The organism is Reinekea marinisedimentorum, from assembly GCF_004341165.1.
GTDB classification, from domain to species: Bacteria; Pseudomonadota; Gammaproteobacteria; order Pseudomonadales; family Natronospirillaceae; genus Reinekea; species Reinekea marinisedimentorum.
On sequence record NZ_SLZR01000004.1, the window covers coordinates 143,006 to 156,340 of the forward strand.

Annotated in this window: 13 protein-coding genes; 8 read left to right on the top strand and 5 right to left on the bottom strand. The window is 47.0% G+C overall.

Features of this window, described 5'->3' with window-relative positions; translation table 11 throughout:
• Positions 1-5: 5 nt before the first annotated feature.
• Both BCF53_RS06755 and BCF53_RS06760 read right to left on the bottom strand, forming a co-directional pair.
• Positions 6-1,019 (bottom strand): DUF2955 domain-containing protein, encoded by a 1,014-nt coding sequence (locus tag BCF53_RS06755; protein WP_132700796.1) that lies wholly within the window; start codon positions 1,017-1,019, stop codon positions 6-8.
• Positions 1,020-1,044: 25 nt separating this feature from the next.
• Positions 1,045-1,953, bottom strand: a complete 909-nt coding sequence (locus BCF53_RS06760) for an HlyD family secretion protein (RefSeq protein WP_132700798.1) — start codon at positions 1,951-1,953, stop codon at positions 1,045-1,047.
• 202 nt (positions 1,954-2,155) lie between these two features.
• Between BCF53_RS06760 and BCF53_RS06765 the strand changes: the two genes are divergently transcribed.
• From BCF53_RS06765 to BCF53_RS06775, 3 genes are all read left to right on the top strand, one after another.
• The gene (locus BCF53_RS06765; RefSeq protein WP_132700800.1) at positions 2,156-3,046 is read left to right on the top strand and encodes a LysR family transcriptional regulator; all 891 of its coding nucleotides are present in this window, start codon (positions 2,156-2,158) and stop codon (positions 3,044-3,046) included.
• A gap of 607 nt (positions 3,047-3,653) precedes the next feature.
• Positions 3,654-4,688 carry a VWA domain-containing protein gene (locus tag BCF53_RS06770; protein ID WP_132700801.1) on the top strand — a complete coding sequence of 345 codons (1,035 nt, stop codon included), beginning with the start codon at positions 3,654-3,656 and terminating at the stop codon, positions 4,686-4,688.
• 131 nt (positions 4,689-4,819) lie between these two features.
• Positions 4,820-6,880 carry a tetratricopeptide repeat protein gene (locus BCF53_RS06775; RefSeq protein ID WP_132700803.1) on the top strand — a complete coding sequence of 687 codons (2,061 nt, stop codon included), beginning with the start codon at positions 4,820-4,822 and terminating at the stop codon, positions 6,878-6,880.
• Between the two features lie 108 nt (positions 6,881-6,988).
• On the opposite strand, the gene cysE is transcribed toward BCF53_RS06775, so the two are convergent.
• Positions 6,989-7,771, bottom strand: coding sequence for a serine O-acetyltransferase (gene cysE / locus BCF53_RS06780; RefSeq protein ID WP_132700805.1), 783 nt, complete (start codon positions 7,769-7,771; stop codon positions 6,989-6,991).
• Positions 7,771-8,529: a tRNA (cytosine(32)/uridine(32)-2'-O)-methyltransferase TrmJ gene (gene trmJ, locus BCF53_RS06785; protein WP_132700807.1), complete on the bottom strand. Its 759-nt coding sequence runs from the start codon at positions 8,527-8,529 to the stop codon at positions 7,771-7,773. Before trmJ ends, cysE begins: the two co-directional genes overlap by 1 nt.
• Before the next feature lie 291 nt (positions 8,530-8,820).
• On the opposite strand from trmJ, the gene BCF53_RS06790 reads away from it, so the two are divergent.
• A complete protein-coding gene (locus BCF53_RS06790) occupies positions 8,821-9,567 on the top strand; it encodes an inositol monophosphatase family protein (protein WP_132700808.1) in 747 nt (248 codons plus the stop codon).
• Positions 9,568-9,604: 37 nt separating this feature from the next.
• The gene (locus BCF53_RS06795) at positions 9,605-10,669 is read left to right on the top strand and encodes a patatin-like phospholipase family protein (protein ID WP_132700809.1); all 1,065 of its coding nucleotides are present in this window, start codon (positions 9,605-9,607) and stop codon (positions 10,667-10,669) included.
• A 20-nt stretch (positions 10,670-10,689) separates the two neighbouring features.
• Here BCF53_RS06795 and BCF53_RS06800 read toward each other — a convergent pair whose 3' ends face one another.
• Complete coding sequence (locus BCF53_RS06800; RefSeq protein WP_132700811.1) at positions 10,690-11,280, bottom strand: TetR/AcrR family transcriptional regulator; 591 nt, start codon at positions 11,278-11,280, stop codon at positions 10,690-10,692.
• 143 nt (positions 11,281-11,423) lie between these two features.
• Between BCF53_RS06800 and BCF53_RS06805 the strand changes: the two genes are divergently transcribed.
• From BCF53_RS06805 to BCF53_RS06815, 3 genes are read left to right on the top strand one after another with little or no spacing between them, the layout of a single operon-like run.
• Entirely contained in the window at positions 11,424-11,975 is a 552-nt protein-coding gene (locus BCF53_RS06805; protein WP_132700813.1) for a carboxymuconolactone decarboxylase family protein, read from the top strand.
• Positions 11,972-12,826, top strand: a complete 855-nt coding sequence (gene yghU / locus BCF53_RS06810; RefSeq protein ID WP_132700815.1) for a glutathione-dependent disulfide-bond oxidoreductase — start codon at positions 11,972-11,974, stop codon at positions 12,824-12,826. The genes BCF53_RS06805 and yghU overlap by 4 nt, the downstream gene beginning before the upstream one ends.
• 9 nt (positions 12,827-12,835) lie before the next feature.
• On the top strand, positions 12,836-13,249 hold the full coding sequence (locus BCF53_RS06815) for a GFA family protein (protein ID WP_132700817.1): 414 nt from the start codon (positions 12,836-12,838) through the stop codon (positions 13,247-13,249).
• Positions 13,250-13,335: the final 86 nt, after the last annotated feature.

The following is a 13,335-nucleotide window of genomic DNA, read 5'->3' on the forward strand; positions in this document are numbered from 1 at the left end:
AGTTTTTAACTGGCTAACGGCTTCTGGGGTTTAGGTTGCTTACGGGTTACCTCTATGTGGTCCAGCCAGTGAGCAACCACATAAATAAGCAACAGTGCAACGACCAGCTCGAACGCCCGTAAAAAGATCGACTGCAAGCCATAGCTGTCTCCGTTAGTGGCCACATAGAGTTGATAGGGAATTAAAAATCCCATTAAAGCATCGGCATGAATCGCCCTGTCACCCGGTTCGGCATAGTGGCTCCAGTACAGCAGCAGATAAATCAATAAAAAAGAAACAACGAAATAAGCAAACAAATTCGTTTCTGTACCAGACCACAATACTGAAACCACAATGGCAAGGCTGCACCCACCTACTTGAGAAAGAATTTTCTCCCGCGAATGGTTCTTCATGGTGGAATGCGTAGGCTGCATGGCAGATGTTACCAAGGGTACCAGGCAAAAAACGGCACTGGTTATTTCGTTAATCATAATAAAAGCCAAACCAACGCCAACTAACACCAACATCTTTAAGCGATCTGCACCGGTCACAGGCTGCTCTATAATTTGTGGCATTGGCGGCTTTATTCGCACCGGCATCAGGTGATTCACGGCACTGGCAACGACAGCAGAGAGAAACGTGGCACTAATAACACCCCTGAGAATAACCGGAATCGAGGCGTGATAAGCGCTGCTGTTAAAGTAGATAGTAATAAAAATAATCATAAACAGCGGCAAGGTCGCCATTCGAATTCTTAAGTTGGTATTTGCACGCCGGCGTACAAAATCAAAATAAACAAGAACAACCGTCCAGATAATAAATGGATGTTCAGAAAATAAATTATTGATCAGCACCGCCACCAGCGTTGCAAAAACTGAAGGTGCCAGAACCTTCAGCAAATGAACGATATGACTGGAAAAACTCGCTGTCGCCAGAACAACCGAAAACAGCACCACATAGACGCTGGCAGTTAAGTGCATAACTTTACTGAGCAACAGACATATGCAAATTATCAGCGCCTTACGGGTTAATTCGTACATAAAATACCTACCTGGTTACCCGCAACTAATACAGATACCTGAACCAACTCAGAATGGTCATCCAGACATCGGAAATATGATAGTTGTCTTTCACCATCAGGCTGGCACGGCTACCGGCTACTATCCTTAGCGGCGAATCGTCTGCTGCGACCCGAACCCGAATTTTCTGCTGCGAGCGAATCCATTGAGTACTGCTGCTAACCTGCGCTAATTGACTGGAGCTGGTCACACCTGAGCTGATAGCCGGGTCCACAGAAAGAATATGGCCAGAGAAAACCTGGTTTGGGTAGGCATCGTAAACAATATTCACCTGCTGATTTTCAGTCAGTACTGATATGCCCTTTTCGGTAAAGTCTGCGGCAATCCACCAGTTCTGCTGATCAACCAAGTGCACCACAACACTGCCGGCGGATACATACATCCCTTCACGGTAAAACAGATTCGTAATCACTCCGGGCTGCTCGGCGACAACCAATGTTTTATCCACATCTCGCTGAGCTTTACTAACCTCGGCGATGGCTGCACGAAGGTTAGCCTCTGCCGTACGGGTCGCTGTTTCGGCCTCCAGAGCGGCTTCCTTACTGACCGAACCGGATAACCCCTGGAGTGACGACACCCTTTCAGCATAAGATTTTGCCCGCTGCAGTTGGCTTTCAGCACTCACCTGCTGAGCTTTGGCTTTTTCCAGAGCAATCTGATACAGGCTTTTATCAAGCTGAACTAACGGCGTACCTTTCTCAACCTTTTGACCTTCTGAAACCAGCATTGATTCGATAGTGCCCTGCACCTGCGGAACGACTTCAATCACATTGGTTTTAATTGTCGCTTGCGTCGTAAAAGGTATGCGATTGTCACTTATCACCAGAAACGCACTAAAACCAACAGCCACACTCAGAACACCTGTCGTTAAATAGGCATAGACATCTCGTTTCATATTACAAAAACCCCAAAATTAGAAAGCCCTGCCCGCTCGACTGAATATGCCGATGTTTGCCAATCCACAAACGCTGTGATTACGCAGATCTGCGAGGCCAAAGGCGGGCAATAGTAGGGAGGTTTGGCAACCAGCAGGTAACAATGCTATTTCATATAGGGTATAAATATACTTATATCCAAATGGCAGCATTGGAAACCCTATGTCTTTAACTCGCATGCGCACCTTTATTGAAGTATTCCGCCAGAACTCAATCAACAAAGCGGCGAAATCCCTTAACCTGACGCAGCCAGCTGTGTCGCAGCATATTGCAGCGCTGGAAGTCGTTGTCGGTTACCCACTCTTTGAGCGATCTTCCAGCGGCGTTGTTCCGACCGCTGCAGCTACCGAACTGGCACTGGAAATTGGCGATAAACTGGATGCTGCTGAAGCCGCACTGGCAGCGGCACGAGCACGCTCAATGGATATAACGGGGGTTTTACAGGTCGTTGGCCATGCAGACTTTCTGGCTGAAATTCTCAGTGAGCAGCTACTGCCGCTGCTTGAGTCCGGCATAAAAGTGCGCATGCACACCGGCAGTCGGGAGATCGTCACAAGTATGCTACTGGAGGGCCACTGCGATTTAGGCGTATCAGCCTACCCGGTCATCGATAACCGTTTGAAAAGCGAAAAGATTTATACAACCAGAGCCTTGCCCGTTGCCTCTCCAGCGGTTGCAGAACGCCTGAACAACGCAGCAGACTTCACTCAGGCAATAAGCGAAGAACCCCTGCTGACCTATAACCTGGAATTAACCCTAATAGACAGGTGGCTGACAAAGAACCGAATCAACATTGATCGGGTTACACCCAGTATGGTTAGCCTCGACCTTCGGGCATTGCGCAAGCTCGTTATATGCGGCTATGGCTGGACGATACTTCCTGAGTTTTTATGTACCGAACATCTGCACAGCGGCAAGCTGGCACAGCTTCCTTCGCCGATTGGCACGCATGAAATAGATTATTATTTGATCTGGTTGCCCAGCGCGCTGCGCACTGCAAGAGTGGCTCACGCGCGGCAATTGTTACTCAACCAGAAAACGTTATCCCAATAAGCCACTCAATAAACTGCATCGCAGATGACGGCCTAATTTATTGTAAATGAAGTCATGGTCAGGTTCTGGATGTAAAGACTTAAACATCAATCTGAGTGATTTTTCACTCTCGCCAGGCTGTAAGTGCATTAGAAAAGCAAGCTCATCTCTATTTCCATTTATATAATCAACACATTATGCACAACAACAACATATTTTCTGTCGATTTAATTTACATGCAGAAAGGCTGCTTAAGCGAATTGAGTTAGATACCTCATTTTTTCTTTATTAACAAGCAAACCAACATGTTATGTCCAGTAAATTCACGCTCCCTTCTCTAGGCAAGGAATCTCAATGCCTGTAATCGATTTAGACTCAGGCATCAACATCATCGATTTTTTTTCAAAAGCAAATTTTAGTCCACATTTCAGACAAATTTGCTTGTCGATTATATTTACAGTTATGCCCGAAAATATCAGAGGAATCTTATTAACTCACTATATATCAGATACTTAAGAGCCATGGCGCAACCTATGCATTATCTCCTCCATACAACATAGCAATGTTGTTTACGTAAATTACCATCGCATCTATTCCGTAGTAATTTAACCTAGGAAGGAAATAAAAAATGAAAACGACCAATAAATTACTTACAGCTGGATTTGCAGTACTTGCCGCTGCTTTTTCAGCGAATGTGAGTGCTGAAACGTTTGTTTCATGGACTTCACCAGCTAACGGTTCTAGTTATGACTCAGGCTCAACAGTAACGTTAACAGGTACCGCAAACACAACTGGCTCGATAAGCGATCAGCTTGACCTTGTAATTGTCATGGACTCTTCAGGTAGTATGGGTTCGTATAGAAATAGCACAGGAGGGTATTGCTATGATTATGGGTCCTCAAGCTGTAAAACCGTCCAGGATTGGCAAAAAGAAGCAGCCTTAACATTGGTCAATAATTTGCCTGCCGCTACAACATCGGTCTCTATCGTTGAGTTCGATTCTTATTCAAGCACTGTCCAAACTTTGGTTTCTCTTTCTACAAACCTCGCAGATATTACTAATGCAATTAACTCAGTAAATGCATCTGGGGGCACCAATATTGGTACAGGGATTGACCAAGCAACCTCTGAGCTTACTGGCATTAATGCGACAGCTGGCGCTTCTAGCCAAATGGTTGTTTTTTCAGATGGCTATAGTTCTGGCTCCCCTGCTGCTTCAGCAAGCGCCGCCATTGCAGCCGGAGTCGATGCGGTTCATTCTGTTGCGCTACCGGGAGCAAGTATTACTACAATGGAATCAATTGCAACGGCAGGTAATGGCACGTTTATTAATGCCACAACTGACATCTCCAGCTTAACGTCTATCTTCACCAGTGGCGGTACTCTAGCCGGCTTAGACTATGTAGATATTACTCTAAATGACGGAACATTAGTGTCAGACGTCGCTACTGATGCATTCGGCAACTTTTCCATCGACGTCGTAATTGCTGCAGGAACCAACAACTTCTTTGCAGATGCCTACGGAACTGATGGAACAAGTGCCACTGCACAATTAACGTTAAACGGCAGAACATCGGATGTGCCAGAGCCTGCCACACTAGGACTACTAGCCGCTGGTCTATTTGGCATGGGCGCCGCTCGCCGCAAGAAAAGTGCTAGTTAAGTCAAAGGGAGAATAGTCCAAATAATCTCCCTGCCCTGTACGACATCAAGCAATGGCGCTCACGTGTCATTGCCTGATGTCGAATTCGAGCTAATATGAGGAAACAGCTTAAAGCATAGGAAGCAATAATAATGCTGAAAAAAATTTGTACAGTCCTGTTTGTCACAATAGTATCTGCTAGTTACTCATCAGCAGTTCCGCTAGAACTTGAAAATGATTCTTTTAGCGATAACAGGGAAATAGAGCTCCCCAAAATAAACTTCGATCTGAATTCCAAACTTCCTCCTTACCACAGTTTATCGAATGACCAAAAATACGCATTAATGCTGACTTCAACTCAGAATGGGCAGTTCAACTATGCTATTGCAATTGCGAAGGAGTTAGAAAAGGTTCGTAGTGCAGATACATCCATAAAGGCACTATTGGCAGCAGATCTAGTTCAATCAGGTAATTATAGCAAAGCAGAAACAGCCCTTAGCAAGCTCGCACCTAATGACAAATATGAATCAGCCCTAATTAATTTGGTAACAGCAATCCTATACTATAAGAACAATGACTTAGAGGTCGCTGAAAAACTAATTGACGAAACATTAGAAGAAATACCAAGGCACCCCTACGCACATGCAATTAAAGGTATGATTGCCCAGTCTAAAGGTATTTACTTTGAAGCTAAGCAATCCTACTCAAACGCTATATCCTATTTTGATCGTATGGCGCTAGCCCACATAAACCTAGCTAATATACTTTTTGAGGAAGGTGATACTGAGAAAGCCTTGAGCCACTACAATCATGCGATCTCCATTGACCAGAAAAACTGTAATGCTGTCAATGGCAAAGCTCGAATCCTTTATTCGTATGAACAGCGTACAGAAGCAGAACAACTGCTAGAGGAATGCGTATCTGAAAAATCTTTAAATTCTGTATTACTTAAATCTGAAATCGACTTCGCACAAAAAGAATACGGAAAGGTTGTTAAGTTACTCACCCCTCTATCGAAGGCCGATTTGCTCAACAGCTGGCATAGAACCATATTCATTCAAAGTGCTCTTAAGTTAAACGACCTAGACAGCGCTTTAAATGCAAACAAACAGGCGACAGACCAGGAAAAATACTTGCTTGCAGTTACTCTAATGGCTCAAGAAGATGCCCAAGGTGCTAACAGGATTTTTTTAGAGTTGTGGGATAAGAACGAGAGTAATGTAAGTGCGCTTCTCGGGGCTGTCATAACCTCTATTTCTCTAGGAAACAACCCTGACAAAAACCATATAAATGTCATTTCTGATTCAAAGTACTCAGCTCTAATGAGTTTTATTGAATCAAAAAATTTATTTTCAACAAACACAAAATCAGCGATATATAGCTTCAATAAAGCCGCTTCTTTTGATGAAAACAATGATTTTTCCAGAGTAAATCCATCTATCATTGAATCTCAAATAAGGAGCACTGAACTAAAATACTTTCTACCTGGGGTTTATTTTTATCTGTTCGAGCTTTATGAACCTGCAACTAAGAATTTCAACTTGTCCGCAACAACTAAAGAGTTCTTCACTCAGTTCCTGATAGGAAAATCAGCCTTTATTACCGGAGACTACGAGCAGGCTGAGCTCTCGTTAAATACGGCTCTAAGTACTGCACCTCAGTACTGGTCTGCACAAATATTGTTAGCAGAGACATACTTAAAGTTAGGTGAAATAGAAAAGTCTAAATTTGCATTTAAAAAGAGCATTAATATACGCCCGACGTCAGACGCTTACTTTAAACTCGGAGCTTTGTATGAGAAAACGGGCGATATTAAAAGAGCTCTTGAATATTACGAACAATTAGTAAATGTTGAACCAGATAACTTTATCGCACTAAACCAACTGGCTTGGGTCTATGCCGAAAACAACACAAAAATTGACAGGGGAATTCAACTCGCCTTAAGAGCAAACCAACTGTACCCCAATTCACCTATTATTTATGACACTCTCGGCTGGCTGTATTATAAAGACAACAATTTAAATGAAGCATATAAATGGCTGGATAGTGCAAAAAACCTAAGCAACTCAAAGAGTGCTTCAGTACTATACCATCTAGCCAGCGCTCAAATTAAAGGTGGTCAAGAACAAAAAGCCAGAGAGAACATTAACCTTCTACTCGAAATGGATGGCCCTTACAAAGAGCGAGCAAAAAACCTACTGAATAAAATGTAAACTGTAACAGATTTATGAGTTTCGAACTCAGATTACAGTTTCTAAATACGCATGGATTATTGCTTTCAATATCTAGAACTCTGCACCGAATGAACATATCTCTATTAGCTAACCGATGTTTTGCTGATCAGACTCTTCAATTGGTGCAAAATCTTCATCTTTTAATGCAACCGCATCTTCAATTTTAAAGTTTTTATCCAGCTGCTTCAGCACACCGCACATACGTTCCATACGCTCATCCTGAGCATGCTGGTGATCCAATAGTGCCTTAATTGCATGCGCGGTCACATCGGGCATATCGGCCACACCGTAGGCATCGAAGCCCATTTTCTTGGCCAGTTCCTGCTGCTGATCGGAAAACGGCACCACCTTTTTGCCATTCTGTCGAACAACACGCCCCGGAATACCAACCACCGTCGCCGATTCCGGCACAGCCTTGGTAACCACAGCATTAGAGCCAATGCGCGCATTCTTTCCGACGGTAAAAGGCCCAAGTACTTTCGCGCCGGCGCCGACGATTACGCCGTCTTCCAGCGTTGGGTGGCGCTTGCCCTTTTCCCAGCTGGTGCCGCCCAGAGTGACGCCCTGATAAACCGTAACGTCGTCGCCAATAATGGCGGTTTCACCGATCACCACGCCCATGCCGTGGTCGATAAAGAAGCGCTTGCCGATGGTTGCGCCGGGATGAATTTCAATACCGGTAAACCAACGCGCTACCTGCGATGACCAGCGCGCCAGCGTTTTTAAGTTCCACTGCCACAGCTTGTGGTTAAAACGGTGAAAGATAATGGCGTGCACGCCGGGATAGTTCAGTAAAACTTCCACCCAGCTTCGTGCTGCCGGGTCTCTGTCAAAGACACTTTTAATATCGTCTTTCAGCTGAGAAAACATCAGTTTCTCCTCAATTTTTTATCAATATGGCTGAGCATTCCACGCAGAATATTGGCTTCTACTTCATCCGGAAGCGCACGCAGTACAAACCGTCGCAGTTTGGTCATCAGGTGCCTCGGGTTATTGGGGTCGAGAAACTCAATATCAACCAACACCTTCTCCCAGTGATCAAACAAACCTTCCAGCTGCTTGCCTTTTGCCAGCGGTTGATCCCATTCTACGCCCCATTCGGGCTTTTCCTGCTCTTGCGATGCAATGGCCGACATGCGCAATTCGTAACACAACACTTGCACAGCAGATGCCACATTCAGGGAACTATAGTCCGGATTCGCCGGTATATTCACATGCACATGGCAGCGCGCCAGCTCTTCGTTGGTTAAACCGCTGCGCTCACGGCCAACCACCAGAGCGACCTTTGCATCCTCTGGCAAGGCCAGAACCTTAGTGGCCATTTCCCGCGGATTCACCAGTGGCCAAGGCAGGTTGCGTGACCGGGCCGATGCGCCAATAACGAAATCGCAATCGGCTACCGCCTCTTCCAGAGTATCTGTGACAACCGCCCTCTCAAGAATATCCGTCGCCCCTGAAGAAAGCGCCGTCGCCTCTTCGGAAGGGAACTGTTTAGGCTCAACCAATACTAAATGATGAAGCCCCATGGTCTTCATAGCACGGGCAGCCGAGCCAATATTACCGGAATGAGAAGTATGAACCATTACAATGCGTGTACGGTTTAGAACATTGAGCGCGGAGTTTGTCATGGAGTTGTCTTGCTCTGACACGAACGGGTACCTGATTGAATAACTGAACGAGCGCAAAGGATAACAGCTTTTTCACCGCAACTGACCGATAACGAAATCAGCGTGAATTTGAGCTGGCTAATAAGCCCCCTTTTAACGTAGAATGCGCGCCCATTGAAGAACCGCAATCCAACCGGTTCACGGGTAAGTGCCGAAAGCCGCGCTGCCCTGCGCTTTTTAACATGTCCCTGCGGGCCCAAATTTCCTGAGCTTCTCCTCTTTGGGGAGGTTCCGTTTACGTGTGAGAAAATTATGCAACCTATTTTAGCCATAGCATTGCGCGCTGCTCAAAGCGCTGCCGATAAACTCAACTACACCGTTTTGAACATTCTGTCCTTAACAGCAGATGGTGATTCCCGCATGGATGTGTTCAACAAATCTATCGAGGACGCCGCCTGGCGTGCCCGTAAGACCATCCGTAATGCCCACACCCAACACCACATTGATTCCGTACAGCTTGGCCTGGAAGAAAGCCGCGACTGGGACCGACAATCACGCTGGGTAATTGATGTAGCTTGTGGCGAAGAAAACCTGCGTAACGGCCTGCCCGGTTTTGTTGTAAACGTCGCGCTTTACACCAAAGACAAGATCGACTGTGTCGCCATTGTTGACCCGATGACCGGCGATTACATGACGGCCTTTAAAGGCCGTGGCGTTCAGTTCTCGGACAAGCGTGTTCGCGTTGAAGCTGCGCCATTGAAAGAAGCTATCTGCGCCATCGAAACCAAAGACATTCATGTTCTGAGCAATTGGCATCAAAAAGTAAAAGCGCTGCGCGTATCTGGCTGTGCACTGCAAAACTTTGTTAACTTGGCCGCCGGTCGCATCAATATCGCCGTTGCCCAAAATATGTCACCGTCAGATATGGCCAGCGCCATGCTGATTGCACAGGAATCCGGTGCGCTGACCGGCGATGCTAATGGCCGCCCGGTTAAAATGGACAAAGGCGAACTGATGGCCGCAGCACCAAAGCTGTTTAAGCAGCTGATGGCGCGATAAACCCAACTCCGCCCAGACACAACTGAGTACAGCCCCAATGCAAGCAATCGATATTTATGCCGGTAGTGAAGCCTACCGGCACATTGAACAGCACGGCTTAAAACCGGAACACACCCGCATGATTATCGGTGCATCCGGTGGGCCCAAGTGGTTTGTACTCAGTCATCTCGACCGCTACCTGGTAGAGCACTGGCTTCCCAAAATTCCACACAAGATAGATTTAATCGGCAGCTCAATCGGCGCATTCCGCATGGCATGCTATGCCAGTAAAGACCCGCTGCAAGCGATTAAAAACCTGGAATCGAACTACGTTAATCAACGTTACTCAGCAAAACCGACGGCTCGCGAAGTCACTCAGTCCGTTGAAGAGATGCTGGATGTCATAGCCAGCGCTGAAGACCTGCAACATCACCAGCTGCGCAAGCTGCACATTGTTGCGGCGCGCACCAAGGGCTACTGCAGTTCAGAGAACAAGTTTGTTCAGTCACTGGGGCTGGCCGGCGTAGTTCTGGGAAATTATATGTCGCGCAATACCTTGCCGATGTGGTTCGACCGGGTCATCTTTCAGTCACCCGGTGGTGAATTACCGGTTGAAAACTGGGATAAATTTAAAACCAGCGCCATTACTCTGTGTGAAGAAAACTACCGCGATGCCCTCTTTGCCAGCGGTGCGATACCCATCGTTATAGAAGGGGTTGAAACACCCTATGGCGCACCTAAAGGCCTGTACCGTGATGGCGGCATGGTGGATTACCACTTTGACCTACCCTTCAAACCCAAAGATGGTCTGGTACTGTACCCGCACTTTTCACCGGTCATGAAACCCGGCTGGTTTGATAAATCCATTGCCCGACGCAAAATTTCGGCACACAACTATTCGCATACTGTCGTGATTTGCCCGAGCCGGGAATTTATTGATTCGTTACCGCATCAGAAGATTCCTGACCGGAAAGACTTTGAAAAAATGACCACCGAAGCCCGCATTGACTACTGGAAAACCGCCGTAGAACAAAGCAAGCAGATTGCCGAACAGTTCGACCAGTGGCTAAGTCAGGGCGCGCCTATCTCAGCGGTCCAGCCAATAGAAGCGATTGCAAACTAAAAACTGCGGCCTAATCAAGGCTATTGCACGGTTGCGGTAATCGACTCGAACATTTCACTGATCATCTGCTCCAGCGGCGCATCGTCGTTGGCTTTCGCATAAATACGCAGCCCGGCTATCTGCACCTGAACAAAGCGCGCCAAGTGTTCTGCGTTTTTTTCTGCAGAGATTTCACCCGCCTGTTGCGCTTCCTTAATCAATTCAGCAATTGCATCCTCAACGGATTTTAACTTTGCCTTGGCAAACTCGAGTAACTCCGCTTCATTATCCGTCAGTTCTGCCACAGTCTTAACCAGCATGCACATGGAGCTGGGGGCATCTGTTTTCGACTGAATAACCACCTGCCTAACGGTATTCTTCAGCGCCTGCAGGGGTGAGCTCGCAGCAGCACGCTGCGCGCGGAACCGGCCGATGCTCTGCTCGGCATAATGCTCCAGCGATTCTCTAAACACCCCATCTTTACTGCCAAAAGCGGCATAGATACTGCCGGGGCGCATATCTATAGCATCCTGCAGGTTGCGCATGGATGTTGCGTGATAACCCCGCTCCCAATAAAGATTGGTCGCTTTAGCTACAACCTGCTCACGATCAAACTTGGGACTTTTACTCATGAAATTACCTATTTGAAAAAATATTTGAGCGATTGTTCAAATATAGCTTGAACGATTGTTCAAATCCAGTTAAATTAGCCCTCAAATTGAACGATTGTTCAATCAACAGCACAATCCCTTAAGAATACGAGAGAGTACAAAACATGACAGATTTCACTTTTCACACTCTGGAAACAGCCCCTGAATCAGCCAAACCCGTATTGGAAGCCGCTCAGGCAAACATGGGCCGCATCCCTGGCCTGTTCGCAATCATGGCTGAATCACCAGAAATTCTGAAAGCCTACACACAACTGCAGCAGGCTTTTACCAGCACATCTTTCGATGCCGAAGAGCTGACAGTTGTCTGGCAAACCATTAACGTAGAGCACGAATGCCACTTCTGCGTTCCGGCTCACACTGCCATTGCACATTCAATGAATGTTGATCCGGCGTTGACCGAAGCACTGCGCAACAAAGAACCGATGCCTACGCCAAAACTTCAGGCATTGCAGGATTTAACCCTGACGCTGGTTCGCAGCCGTGGTAACGCAACCGATGCAGAACTGGAAGCCTTCTACGCAGCCGGCTACAGCCCTAAGCAGGTGCTGGAAATCATTCTCGGCCTGTCGCAAAAGGTGATCAGCAACTACGTTAACCACGTTGCTAAAACGCCGGTTGATGAAGCGTTTAAACAATTTGAATGGAGCAATAAATGAGCAAAGACTATGTACCTGCCGAAGTCTGGAGTCTCGACTCCGGCAACGGCGGTGAATGGGCGGGTGTAAACCGCCCTGTTTCCGGCGCGACCCATGAAAAGGCTCTGCCTGTGGGTCAGCACCCTTTCCAGTTGTACTCTATGGGCACGCCGAATGGTCAGAAGGTGACCATTATGTTTGAAGAGTTACTCGCCCTTGGTAAAAACGCTGAGTACGATGCCTACCTGATTAAAATCATGGAAGGCGACCAGTTCTCTTCAGGCTTTGTCGACATTAACCCGAACTCCAAAATCCCTGCCCTGGTCGATCATTCCGGTGCAGAGCCGATTGAGGTGTTCGAATCCGGCTCTATTCTGGTTTACCTGGCCGAAAAGTTTGGTGCTTTTTTACCGGAAGACACCGTTCAGAGAACCAAAACACTGAACTGGCTGTTCTGGCTGCACGGTTCAGCGCCCTTCCTAGGTGGCGGCTTCGGGCACTTCTACGCCTATGCACCGGAAAAGTTTGAATACCCAATCAACCGCTACACCATGGAAGTAAAGCGCCAGCTGGATGTACTCGATAAGCACCTGGCGAAAAACCGCTTCCTGGCCGGTGACGAATACACCATTGCCGACATCGCCACCTGGCCGTGGTATGGCAATCTGGTGATCTATAACGGCTACGATGCCGCTAAATTCCTGTCCGTACATGAATATACCCATGTTGTGCGCTGGGCTAATGAAATTGCCGAACGCGAACCCGTTCAGCGTGGCCGTATCGTCAACAAAATCCGTGGCGAAGAATGGGAACAGCTGGCGGAACGACACAAAGCGGAAGACATTACCGAAGTTCTTAATAAAAAAAGTTGAGGAAAATCTATGAGCTATCCAGTTGAAGGTTCCTGCCAGTGTGGTCAGGTAACATTTAAGATTCATGAAGCGCCTAAAATGGTCATCGCCTGCCACTGCAAAGAGTGCCAAAAGCTGGCGACTGCTCCCTACAGCGTCACTGCTGTTATCGACTACGACAAAATTGAATTCAGTGGCGAACTGAAAGAATGGAGTCGACCTGCCGATAGCGGTAACACCAGCACAGCAGCTTTTTGCCCGGATTGCGGTAACCGCCTCTACCACTACAACCCTGCGGATAAAGCAACGCTGAAACTGAAGTTAAAGCCAGTGGGCCTTAAAGATGACGCGTTTTACAAACCAACGGTTCATGTCTGGACTGATGAAAAGCAAAACTGGGTAGAAATTCCTGAAGGCGTAAAAACCTTCGCCAAGCAGCCCTGATAAGCACAACCCCCTTTGGCCGGAATGTTTCTTTTCCGGCCCGGCTTAACGCCATTCAGATTAAGTTCAGCCTCCGCATTGCATAG